This window comes from Tessaracoccus flavus (assembly GCF_001997295.1).
Lineage (GTDB): Bacteria > Actinomycetota > Actinomycetes > Propionibacteriales > Propionibacteriaceae > Arachnia > Arachnia flava.
The window spans coordinates 1,959,710-1,980,744 of record NZ_CP019605.1 but is presented as its reverse complement, the minus strand read 5'-3'; the positions used below and the strand labels follow the sequence as shown (position 1 = coordinate 1,980,744).

19 protein-coding genes and 1 pseudogene are annotated in these 21,035 nt (G+C 63.6%); 14 read left to right on the top strand and 6 right to left on the bottom strand.

The features are described 5' to 3' along the window. Positions 1-7: 7 nt before the first annotated feature. The gene (locus RPIT_RS09105) at positions 8-898 is read right to left on the bottom strand and encodes a fructose bisphosphate aldolase (protein WP_077342509.1); all 891 of its coding nucleotides are present in this window, start codon (positions 896-898) and stop codon (positions 8-10) included. A gap of 151 nt (positions 899-1,049) precedes the next feature. Between RPIT_RS09105 and RPIT_RS09100 the strand changes: the two genes are divergently transcribed. Then, a complete protein-coding gene (locus RPIT_RS09100; RefSeq protein ID WP_077342507.1) occupies positions 1,050-1,766 on the top strand; it encodes a TatD family hydrolase in 717 nt (238 codons plus the stop codon). Positions 1,767-1,784: 18 nt separating this feature from the next. Then, positions 1,785-2,369, top strand: coding sequence for a GNAT family N-acetyltransferase (locus RPIT_RS09095; protein ID WP_077342505.1), 585 nt, complete (start codon positions 1,785-1,787; stop codon positions 2,367-2,369). On the opposite strand, the gene RPIT_RS09090 is transcribed toward RPIT_RS09095, so the two are convergent. The 3 genes and pseudogenes from RPIT_RS09090 to RPIT_RS09080 form a co-directional block, all read right to left on the bottom strand. After that, positions 2,366-2,746 carry an MFS transporter gene (locus RPIT_RS09090; RefSeq protein ID WP_143028263.1) on the bottom strand — a complete coding sequence of 127 codons (381 nt, stop codon included), beginning with the start codon at positions 2,744-2,746 and terminating at the stop codon, positions 2,366-2,368. The genes RPIT_RS09095 and RPIT_RS09090 overlap by 4 nt on opposite strands. After that, positions 2,745-3,131 (bottom strand): annotated as a pseudogene (locus RPIT_RS09085) (aldo/keto reductase); the annotation flags it as partial. The pseudogene RPIT_RS09085 and the gene RPIT_RS09090, both read right to left, overlap by 2 nt. 4 nt (positions 3,132-3,135) lie before the next feature. Further along, positions 3,136-3,321 (bottom strand): hypothetical protein, encoded by a 186-nt coding sequence (locus RPIT_RS09080; protein ID WP_218121612.1) that lies wholly within the window; start codon positions 3,319-3,321, stop codon positions 3,136-3,138. Between the two features lie 818 nt (positions 3,322-4,139). Between RPIT_RS09080 and RPIT_RS09065 the strand changes: the two genes are divergently transcribed. From RPIT_RS09065 to RPIT_RS09045, 5 genes are all read left to right on the top strand, one after another. After that, on the top strand, positions 4,140-4,493 hold the full coding sequence (locus RPIT_RS09065) for a hypothetical protein (protein WP_226996243.1): 354 nt from the start codon (positions 4,140-4,142) through the stop codon (positions 4,491-4,493). Between the two features lie 108 nt (positions 4,494-4,601). Further along, complete coding sequence (locus tag RPIT_RS09060) at positions 4,602-5,369, top strand: hypothetical protein (RefSeq protein WP_077342499.1); 768 nt, start codon at positions 4,602-4,604, stop codon at positions 5,367-5,369. Positions 5,370-5,371: 2 nt separating this feature from the next. Then, entirely contained in the window at positions 5,372-6,529 is a 1,158-nt protein-coding gene (locus tag RPIT_RS09055; protein ID WP_077342497.1) for a helix-turn-helix domain-containing protein, read from the top strand. Positions 6,530-6,563: 34 nt separating this feature from the next. After that, positions 6,564-6,803 (top strand): DUF2188 domain-containing protein, encoded by a 240-nt coding sequence (locus tag RPIT_RS09050; RefSeq protein WP_077342495.1) that lies wholly within the window; start codon positions 6,564-6,566, stop codon positions 6,801-6,803. 107 nt (positions 6,804-6,910) lie between these two features. Beyond that, a complete protein-coding gene (locus tag RPIT_RS09045; RefSeq protein ID WP_077342493.1) occupies positions 6,911-9,229 on the top strand; it encodes an AAA family ATPase in 2,319 nt (772 codons plus the stop codon). A 72-nt stretch (positions 9,230-9,301) separates the two neighbouring features. On the opposite strand, the gene RPIT_RS09040 is transcribed toward RPIT_RS09045, so the two are convergent. Together RPIT_RS09040 and mobF are read right to left on the bottom strand one after the other, a co-directional pair. Further along, positions 9,302-9,676: a sulfate permease gene (locus RPIT_RS09040; RefSeq protein ID WP_077342491.1), complete on the bottom strand. Its 375-nt coding sequence runs from the start codon at positions 9,674-9,676 to the stop codon at positions 9,302-9,304. A 140-nt stretch (positions 9,677-9,816) separates the two neighbouring features. Continuing rightward, on the bottom strand, positions 9,817-13,437 hold the full coding sequence (mobF, locus tag RPIT_RS09035) for a MobF family relaxase (RefSeq protein ID WP_077342489.1): 3,621 nt from the start codon (positions 13,435-13,437) through the stop codon (positions 9,817-9,819). Positions 13,438-13,673: 236 nt separating this feature from the next. Between mobF and RPIT_RS09030 the strand changes: the two genes are divergently transcribed. The 7 genes from RPIT_RS09030 to RPIT_RS09005 all read left to right on the top strand — a co-directional run bounded on the left by RPIT_RS09030 (position 13,674) and on the right by RPIT_RS09005 (position 20,868). Next, complete coding sequence (locus tag RPIT_RS09030) at positions 13,674-14,831, top strand: DNA cytosine methyltransferase (protein WP_226996242.1); 1,158 nt, start codon at positions 13,674-13,676, stop codon at positions 14,829-14,831. 156 nt (positions 14,832-14,987) lie between these two features. After that, positions 14,988-16,205, top strand: a complete 1,218-nt coding sequence (locus RPIT_RS16155; RefSeq protein ID WP_077342487.1) for a GTP cyclohydrolase, FolE2/MptA family — start codon at positions 14,988-14,990, stop codon at positions 16,203-16,205. Continuing rightward, positions 16,202-16,876 carry a TauD/TfdA family dioxygenase gene (locus RPIT_RS16150; protein ID WP_077342485.1) on the top strand — a complete coding sequence of 225 codons (675 nt, stop codon included), beginning with the start codon at positions 16,202-16,204 and terminating at the stop codon, positions 16,874-16,876. The genes RPIT_RS16155 and RPIT_RS16150 overlap by 4 nt, the downstream gene beginning before the upstream one ends. Further along, positions 16,873-17,904, top strand: coding sequence for a hypothetical protein (locus RPIT_RS15025; protein ID WP_143028261.1), 1,032 nt, complete (start codon positions 16,873-16,875; stop codon positions 17,902-17,904). The genes RPIT_RS16150 and RPIT_RS15025 overlap by 4 nt, the downstream gene beginning before the upstream one ends. Continuing rightward, positions 17,901-19,451 (top strand): aminotransferase class III-fold pyridoxal phosphate-dependent enzyme, encoded by a 1,551-nt coding sequence (locus RPIT_RS09015; RefSeq protein ID WP_162274528.1) that lies wholly within the window; start codon positions 17,901-17,903, stop codon positions 19,449-19,451. The genes RPIT_RS15025 and RPIT_RS09015 overlap by 4 nt, the downstream gene beginning before the upstream one ends. Then, positions 19,448-20,116: an SDR family NAD(P)-dependent oxidoreductase gene (locus RPIT_RS16145; protein ID WP_077342481.1), complete on the top strand. Its 669-nt coding sequence runs from the start codon at positions 19,448-19,450 to the stop codon at positions 20,114-20,116. The genes RPIT_RS09015 and RPIT_RS16145 overlap by 4 nt, the downstream gene beginning before the upstream one ends. Continuing rightward, positions 20,113-20,868 carry an HAD family hydrolase gene (locus RPIT_RS09005; protein ID WP_077342479.1) on the top strand — a complete coding sequence of 252 codons (756 nt, stop codon included), beginning with the start codon at positions 20,113-20,115 and terminating at the stop codon, positions 20,866-20,868. The genes RPIT_RS16145 and RPIT_RS09005 overlap by 4 nt, the downstream gene beginning before the upstream one ends. Positions 20,869-21,035: the final 167 nt, after the last annotated feature.

The window sequence follows — 21,035 nt, the reverse complement described above, 5'->3', positions numbered from 1 at the left end:
ATCCTAGTCAGACCTCCATGGGGGATCGCGAGGCGTCGAAAATGCTCCGGATCGATTCGTCGAGCAGGGCATCGAACTCTTGCGCGCTCTGATGGACGGAGAGCCCCTCCGTGAGCGCCCTGGAGAAGCTCGCCACGATCCCGTGCTGGCGGGCCAGCCGCTCGTTCGCCTCGGCGCGGGTGTACCCACCGGACAGGGCGAAGACGCGCAGCACGCGTGGGTGTCTCACGAGATCGAGGTACAGGTCGTCGGTCTCGGGCAGGGTCAGTTTCAGCATGACCCAGTGGTCGTCGGGTAGTTGATCCAGGTGGCTGAGGAGGGCGTCGTGGAGTTGCTCCTCCGCCTCGGCCTTGAGCGGGCTGTGGATGTCGATCTCCGGTTCGAGGATAGGCACGAGCCCGGCACGGAAGATGTGCTCGCCGACGTCGAACTGCTGCTCGACGACTGCAGCCAGGCCTCCCCCCGGCTCCAGGATGACGGAGCGCATCTTGGTGCCGAAGACTCCTTGCTCCAGCGCCGCTGCCAGCACGGCGTCGAGGTCCGGCATGGGTCGCATGAGGCGGGCGCCCGCCTCCATGTCCAGGAGCCCCTTGTCGACCTTGAGAATGGGGACGATGCCCTTGACGTTCCAGAGATAGTCGGCCGTCGGGCGTCCATCGACCTGGCGGGCGAGAGTGTCCTGGAAGAGGATGGTTCCCAGAATGCGCTTCCCGTCGAAGCTGGGGCTCATCATGATGCGGGTGCGCATCTCGTGGACCTTGTCGAACATCTCCTCGTCGTCGGCCCAGGATTCGAGCCCGTAGAGCCGCAGTGCCTTCGGTGTGCTGCCGCCGCTCTGGTCCAGCGCGGCGATGAATCCCTCGGCGTCACGCATCTTGTGAAGTTGCTGCTCGAACATGACAGTTACCCCTATCCGGGAACCGGAACTGGGTGGGCTGGCGTCCACGCCGGCTCCCACAGCCATTGTCCCACCGTGCGAGCACCCGCGGGGGTTTGTCGGGTGTATCTCATCTCGCGGAATCGCTCGCCAGCCTCATCGATGAAGGAACGTGAAAACGGCCCTCGGCATCGCCGGGGTCGTGCAGGCGTCGGGCGACGTCGAGTCGTCTCGGTGGGCGGTGGATGCCGCGGCATCCGACCCTCGTGTGCTCGCCGCCGTCGCCATCCACCCGAACGACGCGCCCACCTACGCGGCCGAGGGTCGGCTCGATGAGGCGATCGCGGTGATCGATGAGCTCGCCGCGCACCCGCGCACGCGGGCCATCGGCGAGACCGGACTGGACTACTTCCGCACCGACGAGCCGGGCAGGCCCGCGCAGCACGAGTCGTTCGAGGCGCACATCGCGCTGGCGAAGAAGCACGGCGTCGCCATGCAGATCCACGACCGCGACGCGCACGACGACGTGCTCGAGACGTTGACCCGCGTCGGCGCACCCGAGAAGACCGTGTTCCACTGCTTCTCGGGTGACGAGGCGATGGCGCGGGTCGCGGCGGATGCCGGGTACTGGCTGTCGTTCGCCGGCAACATCACGTTCAAGAACGCGCAGAACCTGCGCGACGCGCTGCAGGTCACGCCTCTCGAGCGCATCCTCGTCGAGACCGACGCGCCCTTCCTCACCCCGGTGCCGCTTCGCGGGCGGCCCAACGCTCCGTATCTCGTGCCGCTCACGGTGCGCTTCATGGCGGCCGAACTCGACGTCGACGTCGACGAGCTGTGCACGCAGCTCGCGGCGAACACGCTCGCGGTGTACGGGTCCTTCGCCTGATCCCGCTAACCTGCTGGGGTGCGCTTTCTCGATGAGACCACCCTGCAGGATGCGTTCGTGCGGCTCGAGCCGCTCGACCACGCGCACGCCGACGAGCTGAGCCGCGCCGCGGCGACGCTGACACCCGCCTGGTACACCTCAGTGCCGACCGCCGATGAGGTGCCCGCCGAGATCGACCGCCGGCTGGCACTGCGTGAGGCGGGTGCGATGAACCCGTTCGCGGTGCGCCGGCTGCACACCGGCGAGGTGGTCGGCATGACGACGTTCTGCACCATCGATCAGCCCAACCGTCGTGTCGAGATCGGCTACACCTGGATCGGCGCGCCGGCTCAGGGCACCGAGGTGAACCCGGCGATGAAGCGGCTGCTGCTCGGCCACGCCTTCGATGCGTGCGACGCGATCGCCGTGGCGCTCATGACGCACTTCCACAACAGGCAGTCGCGTGCGGCGATCGAGCGTCTCGGGGCCAAGCTCGACGGCATCCTGCGCAGCCATCGCATCATGCCGGACGGGTCGCTGCGCGACACCGCGGCGTACTCGATCCTGCCGCACGAGTGGCCGGCGGTTCGCAGCGGGCTCGACGCGCGCCTCGCCGAGCGCTAAGCGGTCACGGCGTCGTCGTCGAGCGCTGGTCTGGCGGCGGCGATGTGCGAGATCTGCCGCCACATCAGCGCGAGCGTCAGCGCCGACCCGGCGAACGCGAACCACCACGGCGCCGTCAGACCCCACGCCTGCGCGATGAGTCCGCCGAGCGCCTGACCGAGCACCATCCCGCCGAAGACGCCCACCATGTTCACCGAGCCCACCCGGCCCTGCAGCTCGTTCGGCACGAGACGCTGGCGCACGGTCGTCGAGATCGTGCCCCAGACGAAGGCGTACGCGCCGAAGCCGAACATGATCGCCATCGCGACGGCACCGTTCGTGGTCAGCGCGAAGCCGAGGTGCATGAGCACCTCGAGCGACAGGCACACCTTCATCATACTTGCGGCTGCCGAGGTCGCCGTACGGGCCGGGCCACATGTCGTAGCCGGCCTTCGAGGAGATGATCAGCTCATCGCGGTACGGGGCGAAGCCCTCCGCGAAGATGCGACCGAAGTTCTTCTCGGCCGAGCCGTACGGCGGGCCGTAGTTGTTGGCGAGGTCGAAGTGCGTGATGCCGCTGTCGAAGGCGTGCCGCAGCAGCGCGCGCTGGTTGTCGAGCGGGATGTTGTCGCCGAAGTTCCACCACAGCCCGAGGGAGATGGGCGGCAGGTAGAGGCCGCTCGTTCCGACCTGGCGGTAGGCGAAGCGCTGGTAGCGCTCGGCGGCCGCGGCATACGGCCGGTGGAGCTCGGGGACATCGGGGCGGAAGCGCGGTTCGGTCACGTTGTCAGGCTATCGGCACCTGCGCCGCACCGGGCTGCACCAGAGCGATGCGGTGGTAGTCGTCGACCGTGAGGTCCTCGCCGCGTGCGGTGGGTGCGACACCGGCGGCTTCCAGCACAGCGGATGCCGCCGCGGAGCCCCCGTACAGGCCGGACAGCGCCTGGCGCAGCATCTTCCGGCGCTGGTTCAACGCAGGACACCGAGGACCGCGGCATCCACCGCAACATCGACTCCACGCTCAATGTAGGGCGCTAGCGCCTCCATGATTGCGTCGCCGACTTGGTACCGGAACTCCTGACCGGGCGAAGGACGCGCCGGGCCAACAGGTCCGCGCGACCGTACGATCTCGTCGATGTCGGCGGGTCGAGACTCAGTAGGACCAAGCAAGTTCCTGGTGTCGTCGTCACGGAGTAGGTCCCGCTCATACCCACGGGTCGCCCTCGACTCGGAACGGTGGGTTCCCTCACGACGCCGCACCCAACGCAGCTCTTCGTCGTCGTTCACGCCTCACCTCCTCGGTACCCGAAGTTCACTGGCTCCAAGTGCGGTGGATCGGTGAGACGAGAAGCCGCCCGCTGCTGAATGCCTCAGTGATCTGCGGAGCACGGGCACACCTCCTGAGTGACGCGACCCACCAATGGAGGCCACCATGCCCACGTTCTTCGATTCGACTGTCGACGCCGCTGAGGCGTCCGAGGCTCTGCGGGGGTTGGCGCACGCGAGCCGTGCGTTCGATCAGCACGCGCAGATGTACGGGGTGATCGGCGATCTGTCGTCGGGGATGCGGTCGCTGCCGCCGAGGCAAAGAAAATGGGCCAGGCTGACCCCGCGACCAAGGGTGGACCCCTGGTCGCGAGTTCAAACCTGACCCGTTTGGGGTGCCTGAGTAGTACGTTCGCCAACTCCGCCCCCAAGACAAAAACCCTGGTCAACCGCCTAAACCGTGGGGTCTACGAGGTCTCTCGACGTCCCCAGGATACCGCTCCGAAGGACGATCGTGGCCCTGTTGTGAGGACTGTCGAGACGGCTCAAACTTTTCTCACCGCCTCCGAGGTGGACGCCCTCGTCGGCGACTACCTGGCCGGGATGAGCGTCAAGACGCTCGCTGAGAGATACGGCATCCACCGCGCCACGGTGTTCTCGCACCTGCGTCGTCGCAACGTGCCGAGTCGACGACCGGGGCTGGGCATCGACGAGAAGGCCGAGGCGGTGCGCCTCGCCCGAGCGGCCGTCTCGATGCGTGCGATCGGTCGCCGGATGGGCGTGGACCGTAAGGCCGTACGCGAAGCGCTGGCCGAGGCTGGGCTCATCGTGGATTGCACCAATGGAGCGCGCCGCTCCGGTCTGCCGAACCTGATCTGACAGACTGATGGCACTGAACCGAGTGAAGAGTGACCGTGGCGACCCTCCTATACTCGCTAACTCTGACGGAATCACGATTGAGACTAAAGTTGTGTGCTAGAGTCCTTCGTGACGGCGAAGGAGGACCCGGTGGTTCAGCAACACGACAGCGACGACTGGCGCGGCGAGTTCCAGCCAGCAGAACTCGCGGCACTCCGCGAACGAATCCCGACCGCGATCCAGCGCAGCCAGGAGCGCTCGGCGCGCGCTCAGGCAGCGTATGACGATCCCGATGGGGACCAGGACGTGTATGGCGCGGGGATGGCCCGTGGCGTACAGAAGGAACTCCGCACACTTCTGTCTGACCTGCCTTCCTATCGAGAGGCCAAGATTCCCACCACCCGACGGATGCTGACCTTCGTCGGCAACACGCTCATCTTCGCGCAACGTGTGGGCAAGCAGATGCCGCGCAATTTTCGCCGAGTCCGACTCAGCTACTTGCCCGACTCGCGCCGTGAACTCCTCTCGAAGACGAGTAACGTCAAGTACTCCGACCCCGGGCTCTTCGACATCAGTGACGTTCTCGAAGGAGATCAGCCTGCATCTCTTGAGGATGCCCTCAGCCACGTCGAGTTGGCCGTGCCTCGCACGACCCTCTTCGTCCCGTACTACAGCAGTACGCCGCAGGGCGTGGGAACGATCTACTTCGCGCCCGCGCGACTGAACGGTCGGTACCTGGAGTTTGCCGACCCCGAGCGGTTGACCTACGAGCGCACGCCTTCTTCGGTCGATGCTCCGCGCACCATGTTGAAGCCTGTCGCTGGGTTCAACAGCGGCGACCGCCCGCGTACCTCGGTGAAGCTGCGCCAGCGGCGGTCCGAGCAGGAAGGCAGCTGATCATGGCGATGGCACACGACGGCAATGTTGACCTCGCCGGAGTCGCCAGGATGTTTGACCCAGCGCGGCTAGCCCAGGCTCGCCGGATCAGCAAGATGTCCAAGGCGGACCTTCATCGCAAGGTGGGTGTGTCCGCCGCCGCGATCGGGCAGTACGAGCGCGGAGAGGTGCGTCCCCGCGCAGAAACGGTCGCTGCACTGGCCACGGCGCTCGGTGTCCCACCGGGCTTCTTCGCGCTTGGGCGTCCACGTGTCCAAGTGGACATCGCTGAAGCCTCGTTCCGTCGACTCCGCTCAACGACTGTTACACAACAGCAGCAGGCGACCGCGTATGTCGAGCAAGCATGGGAACTCAGTTGCTACCTCGAAGAGAGTGTGGAGTTCCCGGAATTGGACCTCCCGGCCTGGGCGCACGCCGATTCGTTTGATGTGCCGGACCCTGCGACCGCAGCGCGAGCCATGCGCCAACACTGGCTGCTCGGAACCGGTCCGATAGAGCACCTCGTGTATCAGCTTGAACAGCACGGCATCTTGACGGTCTTTTTCTCGATGAAGGAAGATGCTTCGCTCGACGAGAAGAGTCGCATCGATGCCTTCTCAACCATTGCGCTGCCGCGTCCCATGATCGTGCTGACGCCAGACAAGGCCAATGATGTGATGCGGCACCGGTTCTCCGCCGCTCACGAACTGGGGCACATCGTTCTCCACCACGGTCGGCAGGGGACGGACAGTCAACTAGAGCGCCAGGCGGACATGTTCGCGGCGGAGTTCCTCACTCCCCGAGATGTGATCCGTGACCAGTTGCCTCGACGCATCAACTTCAACCGATACGAGGAACTTAGCCAGCTTTGGGGAGTCTCCATCAACTCGCTGATCTTCCGGTCCCGGGAGCTTGATCTCATCTCGGAATCCACAGCCCGTCGCGCGTACATCACGCTGAACGGGATTGCTCGGCGCCCCATGCCGGTTCACGACTATCCCGGCGAGCGACCCGAACTCCTGAAGTCCGCGCTTGAGCTGCTCGACCAGGCAGGTGTGCCGCTGACTCAGGTCGCGGAGGACCTCCAGATGACGCCTCGTCACATACGACGGCTAGCTGACATCGACGATCCACAGCCCAAGCTGACGCTGGTGAACGACCGTCCAGACAGAAGGAAGTAATGGGGCAGTAGTCCCATCCGAGAAAGGAAAGATCATGACAGGACCCAACAAGCGAGTAGTCCAGCGCCGAAGTGACGGCGACTGGGAGGTACGGAAGCCAGGAGCTGATCGCGCCAGCGTCGTAACGTCCACACAGGCCGAAGGGATTCAGCGCGCACGCACGATCCTCGGCAATGACGGAGGCGGCGAGCTACAGGTCCGTTCACTCAAAGGGACGATCCGCGCGCAAGACACGATCGCACCTGGGAACGACCCGAGGTCATCCAAGGGCTGATCGTCGGGTTGGCGCGCTGGAGTAGTCCAGCGGCCAATGTCGGAGGTCAGCCATAGGGTCGCATGAGGGGCGTCCACGAGACCCCAAGAGTTTAGGAGGGAGCAGGCGTGCGCATTCGAGAGGTCTGGGTCCGGTTCTACAAGTCGTTCAACTTCGACTACGAGTTGAAGGCGACGCCGGGCAGCAAGGCGAAACCGTGGCAGCAGCTGGAGGACGGCTGGATGCCCCACGTGCGTGTCCCAATCGAGCCCGACATCACCGCCGTCGTCGGCGCCAACGAGTCGGGCAAGACACACCTGCTCGATGCGATCCGCATCGCGCTCACGGGCGAGGGGTTGCTACAAAGGGACTTCTGCCGGTCGTCGTCGCTGTTTTCTGTTGAGCATGGCTCCCGGTTGTACCCAGAGGTCGGGCTCACGCTGACGCCGAGCGAAGGCGAGGCATCGGTTCTTCGTGACAACAACATCCCGGTCCGAAAGAACGGCGATCTTCTCATGTTGCGACCGGCTCCGGGCGTCACCGCCGTCGTCGGTTCCGACGAGGAGCGGGTCGATTTGACCTCGACGCAGGCCGCCGCGCTTCAGGCACTGATGCCGCATCCCCATGAGTTGAAGACCGAGGTGGCACTGCCCGACTCTGTCTCAATCTCTGCCCTGGCCCACGACGGAAGCCGGTTCCGAAGCCGGAGTGAGCGCAAGCGTCTGCTCGACATCATTTCGTCCTTCACAAGTACTAACGACGTGACCGCGAATGCCGCGAGCTTGGTTCCGAGCGACCTTGAGGACACCGAAGCAGCCGCCCAGCAGCTTGGCGTCGATCTTCTCGTAGGCGTCGCTCGTATCGAGGAGTCAAGCTTCCAGGAGCTCCAGAAGGCCATTGCGGAGGAGCGGGAGGGGCTCGTCAATGGCCTTATCCAGGAGATGAACAACTCGATCGCGCGCCATCTGAACGTCTCCCGCTGGTGGACGCAGGACCCTGAGTTCCAGCTCCGCGTTTCTCCACGTGAGCACGAACTGGTGTTCACCATCCGCGACCGGACCGGCACAGACTACTCGTTCACGGAACGCAGCAGAGGACTCCGCTACTTCCTCAGTTACTACGTTCAGCTACTCGCTCATGATCGTCCAGCAGAACTCCCTGAGGTTCTTCTGATGGACGAGCCCGACGCCTACCTCTCAGCTTCGGGCCAACAAGACCTTCTCCGAGTGCTTGAACATCAGGCCCGTCCGGACGACTCAGATCGTGAGGACCAGGTGATCTACGTGACGCACTCACCGTTTCTCATCAACAGGAACGCTGGGCACCGCGTCCGCGTGGTCGATAAGGGAGCCCGCGACGAGGGGACGCGGCTTGTGAAGGATGCGACGCGCAACCACTACGAACCGCTTCGGACATCCCTGGGCGCGTTCGTTGCCGAGACCGCCTTCATCGGTGGCGACAATCTCTTCGTTGAAGGAATCTCGGATCAGGTACTTCTCGCGGGCATGAATGCGCGGCTACTCAGGTTGGGGACTCCGCCGAGCCAATGTCTCGACCTCAACCAGGTGACCATCGTTCATGGCGGCTCCAACGTCCCCTACATGTTGTACCTCGCGAGAGGGCGTGACCAGATCAAGCCAGCCTGTGCCGTCCTTGTCGACGGTGATGATGCTGGCCAGACCATGCGTAAACAGATCAGACGCGGGGGCGCGCACGGCAAGCCGACAGTTTCTGACGACCTCATCATTGATCTCGCCGAATGGGCGGCTGCAGCAAGCTTGACGGTCACAGACGGTGTGAGGGTGCGCGAGCCGGAGGACCTCGTTCCCGTCAGCGTCGCAGTGGCTGCCGCTCGCCGCTACGCACGCAACTTCCTGGGTCTTGACGAGACTTCGTACAAGATCCTGACGGAAGACTCGGTGACGAATCTCATCAGCGACAAGGATGGCAGTCTCTGGGATGCGCTAGCCGCGGCATTCAGGACGGCCTTCGACACGGAGATCGGCAAGGCCGGATTTGCCAAGGAGTTGCTCGCCTACCTGACCGATTCGGAAGCAGACGGCGGCCCAAGGCCGCCTGGTGTGCCTGCGCTCGATTCCCACTTCGGGGCGCTACTCCTTAAGCTGACCGACACGCTCACCCTTGCGCGTGAACGTGAGAACGACGCACGGAGGGATCAGAGGCTGGAACGCATCATCGACACTTTCACCGCTGACCACCCAATCGGTTGCACGCGAGATCGCGCTGCCGTGGTGCTGAAGAGGATCGATGCTGCCGTCGATGACACCTTCGCCGGGGACGTGATCCACGCGGGAACGACGAGGCTTCGCCGCGAGTTCAAGCTCGCCACCGAGCCTCTCAAGAACGTAGATGACTACGCTGGCTTCCTCGAACAGCTTAAGAACCTTCGCCACCTTGAACGACTCAACCATCAAGGAGTGGTCTGACACCAACGGTGACGGTTCAATCTTATGAAGCTGACGTTTCGTTGCTGAGGTGCCCGGGGTCAGAGTCGTGGCTCACTGGCCGCTTCGGGTGAGTTCCGGAAGCTGCGGTTCGTCGCGAGTCTCTTGGTTGATGTGCATTCGCGCGTGGCGCTCGCGTACGCGAGTCCTCACAAGCAGTGACAGGCTGACGGGGCCGATGGCCAGCATCTTGAGAGCGTTCCAGATGCAGAGCAGGACCACGAGGTGGAGCCATCCTGGGCCGCCGCTCTCGATGAGTGTGGTGCACCAAAAGGCGATGGCCAGATATGGGCCGGCGAGCAGCATCGCTGGAATGCCCCACTTCAGTCCCTTCCTGGTGCGGATCAGGTCGAGCACGATGTTGCTCGGCATGTAGCGACGCAGGAAGTAGCGGACCTCGGCGCTGGCTGTCCACAGTAGGCGGATCATGATGGGCTCCTCTCAACACGCGAGTTGTGGTCGAAACGGTGCGTGGAGAGTGACCCGAAGGTCTGCCGCGAGCGGCCCAAAGGTAAGGAGAAATCCGCCTCACCGTCAAGGCTACGCCCCAGTCCGGACGTTGGGAAGGGTCAGATGCTGCGCCCAGGCCCGGGCTGGTCGCGCCTGACGGGTTGAAGACCGGCCTCCGCGTGACCGCTCTCGTTGGCGCCGAGCTGACGTACCTTGTCGAGCGCGGAGCGCGCTCGCGCCGCGTCGATCCTCTGCGCAGCAGACTCTGGCGCGGTGCCGAGAGGTGTGTCGCCGGTGAGGCGGTAGCGGTCTCGGTAGGCGGCGACTACGCGGGCGGCCTTGCGCCAGGCCGCGGCTCGTTGCCGGTCGGTGGGTGCTGCCCCAAGAGCGTTCATCCACGGTGCGTTCTCGGTGAGCGCAGCTTCGAGCGCAGCGTCGGCGCGGGCCTCGATCAGTGATTCGCGCTCGTCGAGTGCCGCTCGCATCTCGGCATCGAGGACTCCTTGCGCCCGTGGAAGGAGGCCGGCGATGAGTCGCGATGGCTTGCGGGTCCGGCCTGATCCTGCGGGGCGGGCGGCCGCCCGCTCGACCCGGTAGTGCAGGACGGCGGCTATGTCGTCGGCGTCACCGAATCCTCGCGCGGCCACGAGGCGCGGCAAGAGCGCATCAACGTTGTGATGGTTGGCCTCGGCACGGCGGAGTTCAGCCGCGAGCGGGCCGAACGCTTCGGACTCGATGGCGCTCTCGGCCTGTTCATCGGTAAGCCCGGAGCCACGGAGGAGGGTAGCCCAGCGGTCGTGTTGGGCTGCGGCGGCGATCGTCTCGTACTCGGCGGCGAGCTGAGCGATCGAGCCCCACTGCTCCTGTTCGGCGACGATGGTCTCGTGCGCCGAGAGCTCGGCGCCACTGTGCTGCAGAACCCCGTAGAGCACGCTTCGCGCGGTGGCATGCGCGTCGCCAGGGTGTGGCTGCGCGTGGTCGTCGGCGCGGTCGAGGGTCACGTAGGCGTGGTTCGCGTGCCGCCCTCGGGTCATCGCGACGTAGAAGGTCTCCCTGGTCGAGGTCGGTTCGACCAGCACGTGCGCGGTGTCGGTCGTGATGCCTTGTGCACGGTAGGCGGTGACCGCGTAGCCGAGATCGACATGCTCAGCCACATACGCCGCTGGGAGGACGATGCTGCCGCCGAACCTGCGCCCACGCCTGCGAGCCCTGATGGTTCCGTCGTCACGAACAACGGTGCCGGTCCCGTAGTCGCGTGCGATGGTGATGGTCCCGTCGTCGCCGACGGCGGTGATGGTCCAGATGTCGCCGTTGCGTACCCAGTCCCGCCCGGCCAGGGTGCGCAGGTTCCGGCTGTTGAGTCGCGTGATGATGGTGTCGCCGACGTCTGCGGCGGTGCCGTCGCGCAGCTCGACTTCGTGGTCGGGGTTCAGTGTCTTGTTGAGGATCAGGTCGGCACGGGCGCGTCGGTTCAGCGTGGTCACGTGATCTTGGGTCTCGGCGATCAGCACCGAGACCAGTCCCGCGTCGCGGTCGGTGCGCCAGGCGTTGTAGGCGGCATCGGTCATGGCCTCGGCGTCGCCGTCGGTGATGCGCTCGTGGGCGAGGTAGGTGTCGATAGCCGCCGTACGTCCGTGGCGTAGCTCGAGTGAGGCGGTCTTCTCCCAGGCGTGGGTGAAGCGGTGAACGTCGACCAGTTCAGGTGTGTCGGTCCTGTCTCTGGCCATCATCGCGAACGCACCGCCGGCGTCCACGGATTGCAGTTGGGCGTAGTCGCCGACCAGCAGCACCTTCGCACCGGCGTCCTGGGCGAGGTGGGTGATGCGGTCCAGTGACAGGGTGCCGGCGAGGGATGCTTCGTCGATGATGACGAGTTGGCCCGCCTCGAATGTGGTGCCGTGGAGGATGTGTTTCTGCCACCACTTCGCGGTGTTTTCAGTCTCGATTCCAAGGTCGTTGGCGAGGACTTGGGCAGCGACCGCAGACGGCGCGAGCCCGACGACGGCCCTTGTGCCGTGCTCGGCTTCCCACGCTCGGCGGAGTGCGTTCATGGCTGTGGTCTTGCCCGCCCCGGCGGGGCCGACGAGTACGTCGAGGGTGCGACCCGATACCGCGATGCGGGTAAGGGCGTCGGATTGGTCGTCGCCGGGCATCCGACCGTCCGCGTCGGGTCTGCGCGTGATCTTCTCGACCGTCGCGAGCCGCACCGTCGGACCGGTCAGGTTGGCGGCTCGTTCAAGGAGTCTGTCCTCGGCCGCGAGCTGGGACTCGGAGGTGAACACGGTCGAGCTCTTCGGCCGGAACACCGAGGTGCCGTCTGGCCGACGGAACACGACCGGGGAGGCGGCGAGCTCGGGTGGGGTCAGGCGGAGCGAGACGAGTTCGGCGGCGTCGGCGACCATCGCGACGATGGCTTCTCGGTCCTGCATGGTGGCGAACCGCCAGCCCATTGTCTGCCGGGATGCCTCGGCCATAAGGTTCCACCGTCGCCAGGTCGAGCGCTTCTCACCGACCACCTCGACGACCGAGCGTCCCAACTCACCGATCACGTCGAGCGGCACATCGTCCGCCCGCAGCAGGAGCGGCTTATCGTTGTCGGTGACCTCTCGTGCCCACGACGTCGCGTCCCGTCTCAAGGTCTTCGTCGCGCGGGTCCGCCACGCGGCGGTCAGGTCAGCTAAGGATCGGACCTGCTTCTCGGGCCGGGTGGCAAGCGTCGCTTGGGCTCGGAGTTTCATGATGGCCGCTGGTGTCGGGCGTCGTCCGTGCGCCGCGATGTACTCTGCGATGAGGCGGTCGGTCTCGGCATCGATGTGACGCGCACGCGTGGAGAAATCGGCGATCAGTTCGTCGGACACTCCGGTGATCGCCCAGGCCGGGTTGTGGTCGCGGCCCATCTCTCGCGCCTCCCACGATACGCCGAAGGTGCGCGTCATGTGGTCGGCGAACACGGCTTCGTGTAGTTCGGAGAGCGCCACGACGGCGGCGTGCATCGGTCTGCCGTCGAGCGAGCGCCACTTGCCGTCGATGACGGTCTTGGCCTTGTTGCTGATGACCACGTGCGTGTGGAGATGGGGGTCGCCGGCGCGGGAGTCGAAGTGATCGAAGGCGGTCGCGATCAGCCCGGTGACATCGACTTGCGCAACCGCGCTGTCCCCGGCGGTTGCGCCCGTGCGGGTGGCTGCAACTTCACGTTCCATGAACGCAACCACCTCCGCAACCGCTCGATGATGCGCTTCTGCGATGAGTGCTTGGACCCCGGCGTCGGCGACTGCCCACAGCACTGATGCGGACTTCGGGATCGAGAAGGTGTAGTCGAAGCCCGCCACCGCACGCCGTGTGCTCCGGGCAGTTTCCTCGGCGACGATCTGCGCGACAGCCTCGCCCTTGGTTCCAGGTGTGAGCGTCTGGTCAAGAGCGGCGATCCGTGCATCGATCCGCTCGTCCTGGCTCTTGTACACCGGGAAGCCCAGGCCGAGCTTGTCGCCAGTGATCGGATCACAGCCCGTGCCCATCAGGAGCTGGAGTTGGTCTTCTGATACTCGGTCGCCCACCTGAATCTCGCCCTTGCCGAGGGCTGCCACGCCTGCGCCGAGCCAGCGGCCGGGCGGGGTGCCTTCTTCCATGTAGTAGCGGGTGAGCGGCGTTGAAAGTGGCCTGTTGCCGTCGGCTGCGGCGACGGTCTTGAGCAGGTACTTGTAGCCGTCACCCGCCGACATCACGCGCATCGAAACCGTCATGCTCACCTCCGCTCCTGCCGAGCAGGTGAGCACCCTCGCCCGGTGACTTCTGAAGCGGTAGTGCCCGCTCCAACCTCGACCTGCAAGAGGCGTGTGACCTCGGATGGCGGTCGGCGCTGAGGCTAGAGATGGGGCGTCCGGCGGTGTCGCTCGGGGCTCGGTCGAGCAGCGGGCGTGTGTCGGAGTCGTGCACCTGACAGGTGACCAACTCGGCATCAGCTCTCAACGAGGCACGGATGCTGGGGACGACCGTCACCGGAGCAGACTTCATGCACGACCTCGACGCCAGCGGCGACTCAGAACTCAAGATCGGGTCGCTCTTCACCGGCTACGGCGGCCTCGACCTCGCCGTCGAACACGTCTTCAACGCCAAGACCGCGTGGTTCTCCGAACTCAACGAGCCCGTCGCCCGCGTCTTCTCCCGCCACTGGCCCGAAACTTCGAATCTTGGCGACATCACGACCCTCGACTGGAGCCACGTCGAACCCGTGGACATCCTCATCGGCGGATTCCCCTGCCAAGACGTATCCACCGTCGGCAAGCGCGCCGGACTCGCACCCGGCACACGCTCGGGGCTCTGGGCACACATGGCCGCAGCCATCGACGCGCTCCAGCCCGAATGGGTCGTCATCGAGAACGTCCGCGGGCTGCTGTCCTCACCCGCGACGCGGCCAGCCGCAGAAGGAGACGACCATGACCGACGCGACCCCGGCGATGCAACCCCCGACGGCGCAACCCTTCGCGGCATGGAACCCGACCCGTGGCATCTGGGAGACAACGCAACTCGACCTCTACGGGCTCTCGGCGCCGTTCTCGGCGATCTGGCCGACCTGCGGCTGGATGCACGATGGATCGGCCTACCGGCTTCCCATGTCGGCGCTCCTCACCAACGCTTCCGCATCTTCGCCCTCGCTCGGCGCACTGTTCCGCACTCCACTAGCGACGGACTCATCGCGCGGCGGGGAGACTCTCGATCAGGTGCGAGCGAGACGAGGGACGATCGCGCTGTCGCACCAGATCATCGACTTCGCGCTCCACGGACCGGCTGGCTCACCGAACAGGAGGGCCGAATCGGAGACGCTGTGGTCCCTGATCGATGGACTGTTCAGCGCTGGGGACGCTACGCCGACGCCATCGCCCGCTGGGAACACATCACCGGACGAGCCGCGCCCGCGCCAGCCCTCCTGAACGACGCCGACGGCCCCCGCCCAGCACCCGCGTTCGTCGAGTGGCTCATGGGCTTACCCACAGGGTGGGTCACCGACACAGACGACCTGACGTTCAGCCAGCAGATCACTATGCTTGGCAACGGGGTACTTCCGCTGCAAGCAACATCAGCTCTCGCCACGCTCACAAGGTGCGAGTCAGTGCCGGGTCCTTCTTCGCCGGACTGAGACCCCTCCACCCCCGGGCCCGGGCCCGGGCACGAGGTGCATTGCCGAACGCGTGCTGCATTGCTATCATAGTCACCTCCTGGCCTGACGAGTCTCAGGCTGGAGAGAGGTGCCACCGGGGCCCTCCACTTCGACATCCCATTCGGAGGTCCCAGGATGACATCTGAGTCAGTCAAGCGCTCGAGTCAGGAGCGAGCAGCCCGCGAACTAGCTGCCGCCGAGGCTGCACTGGCGGCTCTGATCGCTAGTCCAACGCGCGATTGGTCACTTGTGGCCGCTGCGTTGCAGGTTGGGCGCACGGCACTCGTCGAGACCCCCGACCTTCCCGCAGCTTGGCACCAGCGTCTCAAAGTGCGGCACGGGCCGTCAGCTTTCGCCCGACCAGTCTCCCTTGGAGGCGACATCTTCGATGACGTGGCAGTCCACGACGTGACGGACTCTAGCGTGGATCGCGCACGTGCCGCCCTTGTAAAGGCTGGGTTCCCCGGGTTCACGTACGTACTCGATCCTCTATCCCAGGACTCACGTACCGATGTACCGACCTTTGAACCCGATGTCCTGATCGCCGCACAGGCCGGGATCACCGGCGTACGGCTCCCGTTGCGTATTGACGATGGCTGGCCAGTGCTATCAGCAGATGTCGACCTCACAATTGGGTTGAACGCCAACCAGCGAGGTGCCCATATGTCGCGTCTTCAGGAAGCCATCGTTGAGGTGGGCAGTCAATCCCACCAGAGCGTGCCCGCGACCGCCGAGCGCCTGGCCGCACTTACCAGCGCGACTCAGCCCGGCCCAGTTTTTGTGACCTTACGTGTAGATCAGCAACCCGCGATTCTGTCTGCGATTACGCGTCGCCCCTCCAGTGTGGACGTTTCTACCGTTGTCACCTTGGAATACTCGGGGAGAGGCACTACACGATGCGAGGTTTCACTGACAGTTCAGGTGATGACTGCTTGTCCCTGCACAATTGCATACTCAAAGCTCTCATCTGAACGCCGATCGGGGGTGACATATGCGCCGGACATGCCGCCCACGTTCACTCACTCACAACCCGGCACGCTGACCGTCGGCATAGAAGCGACTACTATTGACGCCGCCACTAGTGCAGAATTGCTGAGCGCCGTTCGAAGTTGCGCGGTACTAAGGGAGTCAGTGCTCAAACGCCCGGACGAACACGAGCTTGTGGATCGGGCACATCGTCGCCCACAGTTCACAGAGGATCTCGCACGTTTCGCGGCTGCTGAGGTCGCTACGAGAGTGACTTCGGAGACGACGGTGTTCGCTCGCGCGATTCTAAACGAATCAATTCACCCACATCGTGCGGCTGCGCAAGTTCGTGCTCGTGCTGGTGAATTACAGAGGTCATTCACATGAGCATCTTCGAATCTCTTCCATCTTCAGGGTGGGCAGTGTTGGAACCTGGACCAGCCGTTGCGAGCGACCCTGCTGCCGTAATTGAATTAGCAAGGCGCTACGGAACCGTATCTGAACGCGACGGCGGAGGGGCTTGGCCCATCCAATCGCAAGTTCCGAGCGGAACGTTCTCAGTCACTAACGATGCGGCCCCCCTCCACACTGACGCCCAGTATCGCAATGATCCCGAGGATGCTTTTCTGCTCGCATGCGCTCGATCCGCGGCTCAGGGCGGCGACAGTATCCTGCTGGCTGTCGATGACCTAGTGGCTACATTGTCGCGCCGATCGGACTGGTTTAGTCTGCAAGGCCTGCTCCAAGCTCCAATCTGGCGTTGGCGCACCCCGGAAGTATTCGACGGTCCTCGGGAGAGTGAACCTGCAGCGATTCTTTACCCGAGGGAGGACGGTCGCTATTCGATGCGGTGGCGAATGGACAATCTAGTCGCCGATCAGTCCGCGGCCTGGGCAGCGGAGGTCGTCCATCAAACCGCGGCGATCGATCCCAATCTCGCAGTCCTGAAACTTCGGCCAGGCCAAGTCCTAGTGTGCGACAACTCCACAGTTTTACACGGGCGTACTGCGTTCAACGATCCAACTAGGCTCCTGTGGCGAGTGCGGGTGCATCGATGAGCGACGCCGATCAATCAGAGTTGATACGGCTGGCGATTGCTCTTCCTGACGGCCTGAGCACTGTTGAGCGAGCTTCTTGGGCGGTTCGGGGCCTGGCCGAGATTGCGCTCTTTAACATTGCCCTCGATAGAGAATCTGACGAGATTGATATGGCAGTTGCCGAGCTGGGTGACTTAGTGCGCTTTGCTGATCCTCGGTTTGCAGATCGACTGGTCCAGATTCGCGCGCTAATAGATTCACCACCTTCGAAATACATGAGTATTGGATCAGACTGGACTCCAGATTCCCCATCAGCAACACCCGACAAATCTCTTCGGGCATTCTGCCGGATAGCAGATGCGATATTTGAAGGCTCGGATGGGCCTCAGCATGGGCCTCCTGTCTCTGCAGCAGACGGGTCCGCCAAGACCGCGATGCTGGAGCGTGATTGGTGGAGGCCGGCTTCCAAACCCACGCACGGCGTCAACTTCGTGCCTACCTCGGTTCCACCTAGTCTCACCTGGAAGGTGTGGACGTATTCTGCGGAGCCAACGGTCATCATTGTCGATGAGAAGCTCACAGTTCCCATGGGCGACATCTGGTGGGGCGTTCACAATGCGACGCATCTCGACCAGATCAAGCATGTCGCTGACGCCGGACGAAATCCGAATGAGATCGAGTACGGAGAGGGTCTCCTCGCAGCCGAGTCGCTTGCGATGACTGTGGAGATGTTGGCCGGTCTTGAAGGTCGTGGCACACCTGCGGCCCGTGTCGTCTGGGAGGGGTTAGCTGAGCGCCTCGCGCGCATGCCGATACCTTCTGAACTGTCCTCACCAACTGTCGTCCAAGCACGACAGTTGGCTGACCCTGAATTTGGGGCGCTTCCGACTCTCGCGAGCGCGTATACAACTGGGGCGATTCGCCTTCTGGAATCTCGATTCGAGCACGAGTTGATCCCACCGACCCTCAGGGAGTCCATGCTGGTTCGATGGAGGCGTCTTGTGGATGCCGAGCCTTGGCTGCGACGCGAGATCGGGAGCATGAGGTGATCCAGTTTCAAGGACAGGCTTCAACCCCGGGGCGCGAGGAAGTTCTTCAAGTTGCTGAACTGTTAGCTGCGCATGGTCGGGAACCAGGAGCCATTGCTGCTGCTGGCTGGGCTGCGGCTCAGGCCGAGGCTGTGACTGTATCTGCAATGCCAGGGGAACATATCGACACAGCAGAATTTGTTGGATGCATGGCCGCAGTCGATGACGATACCATCGCCTACTGGCAGCACGCAGACGCCGATCGATGGCAGTCCGAGACTCCCACGCTGGTTTCAGAAGCTGCCACGCGCATCGCGGCGCGCTCCGACAGGGCCTTTTTCACCAATCCGGCAGATGCTCGAGCTAGCTGGGCACTGTCGGTCGGCGCTGCTGCCGCGGCTAGGGCTATTGCGTACAGCAACAAACCACTCGTTCACGATGGGCCAGCGACGATTCCTGCAGGGCATGCAGACCCGGACCTCACGAGACTGGTTATTCGCGACGCCGTTGGATGCAGAGTACGAACCGTTGAGGGTCGAGTCTTGTTTGATCTTTCCTCTGGGCTCTACAACACACCGCTAGGCCATCGCCATCCAGCTCCGGCAGTGGGCTTCCTCACCCAGGCGACGAGCGTTGCAGCAACGAACCCGTTCGTGGCCACGACACCGGTTGCCGAGCATGTCGCGGACCGGCTCCGGAGAGCGCTCTGCTTGAACGAGTGGAGTGTCGTATTCGCTGGCTCAGGCTCTGAAGCTATGGAGACTGCCATGCGTTTCGCGGTCGCCGCTGCTGGGCGAATCGTTAATGTACGACCGGGAGAGTTCCATGGGATCACCGCTGCCGCTGCCGCACTTTCGTCCCACCACACGGTTCACTACCCGCTACGCCCGATCATGGATGTTCGCTACACCCCGATTTCAGATTGGAAGGAGCGGGGTGTTGGTGTAATCGAACCAGCTGGTGTGATGTCGGGTCAGCCACCGATCACGGAGGCTGACAGATCGCAGCTCTCCAGTTTTCGCCGTCGAGGCGGGGTGGTCGTCGTTGATGAAGTCCTCTCGGGTCTCGGGCGGACGATGTGGCCGAGCCTAACTACGGCGCTCCGGATTCCAGCCGACATCGTCGTCCTTGGAAAAGGTCTCGCGAATGGCATCGTACCCATCTCCGCAGTGCTCATTGCCCCAGAGGTTCTAGCACGCGTGACTGGCACCGGTGGGTTAGATCACGGGCACACGCATTCAAACCACGCCGCGTCTCTTGGTGCAGCCCTAGGGTGCCTAGAGTCGCTGGAGGCGCACAAACACGATCCAGATAGATTGCGGGCGGCATTGGACGCAGCCGGCGTAGCCAATACCACAATCGGCTGGCTTGCCTCGGTCAAGCTAACTGAATCATCGCGCGCGACGACAACTGCCGCCTTGCTGGACGCCGGACTGATGTGTCATCTGCCCACTATGGTCGATCCGGTTGAACGACTCATAGTCGCGCCGCCACTCACTACATCAGATGAAGATCTCGCCGACATGGCACAGCGACTTGCCGATGTTCAACGGGTGCTTGCCGAATGAGAGTCTGTGTTGTGGGCGCGAGCTCCGGGCTCGGAGCAGCGCTTGGGCTGAAGCATCGAGAGCGCGGGGACGGAGTCGTGGCCTTGGGCAGGAGGGGCACGCGGCTCGCTCAACTTGGGGATATTTCGAACGCGTATCCAGGTACCTGGGAGTCAGTTGCTGCTGACCTGACCGATCCACAGGGTTTTACGTCGTGTGTCGAACGTGCGTCAACCTGTGATCGCGTCTACCTATGTGCTGCCTCAAACGGCGATGTTGAAGAAACCATGAACCTGAACTTCATTGTCCAGGCGCGTTTAGCTGTGGCTCTCGATCGACCCGGCCTGCGCCTTGTCGTAATTTCGTCGCTAGCCGCCAAAGTGGTCTTTAAGGAGATGCCTCACTACTGCGCAAGCAAGGCTGCTCTAGAGCACTGGATTGCTGGCCATCGCCAAGGCGCGAGCGCATCGATCATCGTGGTGCGCCCAGGCCAGTTTGACTCGGAGTTTCACACAGGGCCTCGTGACTTAAGGATTGAGCGATTGCCTCATGAACGGGCGTCCGAAGTCGCACGAGTTGCAGATGGGCGTTCAGAGGGGACCGTTACGCTTGGAGGACTGCGCGATCGGGTGGCGGCTGCGGTTGCAGGTGCGATCGGCCCGGTGAACGCGCGGCGAGTCCTATGAGCGATTTCTTGATATCGATTGCAGTTTGGCAGACTTTGCTGGATGAGTCGATAGAGTTCCACGGTCACGTCCGCGACAACCGCATTGAATGCGTGATTGAGGCGGTTCGCGAGCGTGGGGGCCACACCGTCTCTCATAGCGACGCAAGGAGGGCTCTAGATCTTGCGGCACATGAGTTCGAGGAGGCGTACTTGGCGGGTTCCCCCATCGACAACAAGGAGCGTGTTCGTATAGTCGGAGACGCACTTTCGGTCAGTCTCTCGCATACCGAGATGGACAGCTTGGCTCAGCGGCTGGGGGCCACGCACCAGGCACATTCGTTGGTGCCAATGCCAGGTGCCCGCGATGCGCTGAGACGACTTGCCGCGAACTATCGGGTCGTTGTGGTGTCCGACACCTGGTTATCACCTGGGCAGACTTTGCGCGCTGCGCTTGACTATCACCGCATGTCAGAGTTCCTGGAGGACATGTACTTCAGTGATGAGACAGGCGTATCCAAAACGAGTGGAAGCGCCTGGAAGTATGTCGCGGATCGCATGAATATTGGGGTCAGTAGAATAATCCACATCGGCGACTTGCCTGCGGTAGATGGCTATATCGCGATGAAGTCGCACTGCGCTACGAGTATCGTTGTTCCTCACCCGTCGCATCCGATCGTCGGTTCCAGTTCCTCTATGGTCGGGCTTCAAGCGGCATCACGTCTTGTTGATGTACCTGACCTGGTGGCTAAGTTCACGGGTAGGAGGCCATAGTCCAAACCTGCCGGTGACAGTACCGAAGGTTGCTGCCTAGAGGAACCTACGACGTCGCAGGCTGCCGGCAGCGAGGTGTCTCCACCCGGGCAGTGAGCCATGTCCTCACGCATCGATGCCAGTGGTTGGCATGACTGTTCCATGGATTCGTGTGGTGAGCATCGAAC

What these genes read in the sequence shown, in the direction of transcription:
- RPIT_RS16145 (WP_077342481.1), top strand. Translation starts at nt 19,448, where the DNA reads ATGAGAGTCTGTGTTGTGGGCGCGAGCTCCGGGCTCGGAGCAGCGCTT.
- RPIT_RS09090 (WP_143028263.1), bottom strand. Translation starts at nt 2,746, where the DNA reads ATGATGAAGGTGTGCCTGTCGCTCGAGGTGCTCATGCACCTCGGCTTC.
- RPIT_RS09005 (WP_077342479.1), top strand. Translation starts at nt 20,113, where the DNA reads ATGAGCGATTTCTTGATATCGATTGCAGTTTGGCAGACTTTGCTGGAT.
- RPIT_RS16150 (WP_077342485.1), top strand. Translation starts at nt 16,202, where the DNA reads ATGAGCATCTTCGAATCTCTTCCATCTTCAGGGTGGGCAGTGTTGGAA.
- RPIT_RS09040 (WP_077342491.1), bottom strand. Translation starts at nt 9,676, where the DNA reads ATGATCCGCCTACTGTGGACAGCCAGCGCCGAGGTCCGCTACTTCCTG.
- RPIT_RS16155 (WP_077342487.1), top strand. Translation starts at nt 14,988, where the DNA reads ATGACATCTGAGTCAGTCAAGCGCTCGAGTCAGGAGCGAGCAGCCCGC.
- RPIT_RS15025 (WP_143028261.1), top strand. Translation starts at nt 16,873, where the DNA reads ATGAGCGACGCCGATCAATCAGAGTTGATACGGCTGGCGATTGCTCTT.
- RPIT_RS09055 (WP_077342497.1), top strand. Translation starts at nt 5,372, where the DNA reads ATGGCGATGGCACACGACGGCAATGTTGACCTCGCCGGAGTCGCCAGG.
- RPIT_RS09105 (WP_077342509.1), bottom strand. Translation starts at nt 898, where the DNA reads ATGTTCGAGCAGCAACTTCACAAGATGCGTGACGCCGAGGGATTCATC.
- RPIT_RS09030 (WP_226996242.1), top strand. Translation starts at nt 13,674, where the DNA reads ATGCTGGGGACGACCGTCACCGGAGCAGACTTCATGCACGACCTCGAC.
- mobF (WP_077342489.1), bottom strand. Translation starts at nt 13,437, where the DNA reads ATGACGGTTTCGATGCGCGTGATGTCGGCGGGTGACGGCTACAAGTAC.
- RPIT_RS09050 (WP_077342495.1), top strand. Translation starts at nt 6,564, where the DNA reads ATGACAGGACCCAACAAGCGAGTAGTCCAGCGCCGAAGTGACGGCGAC.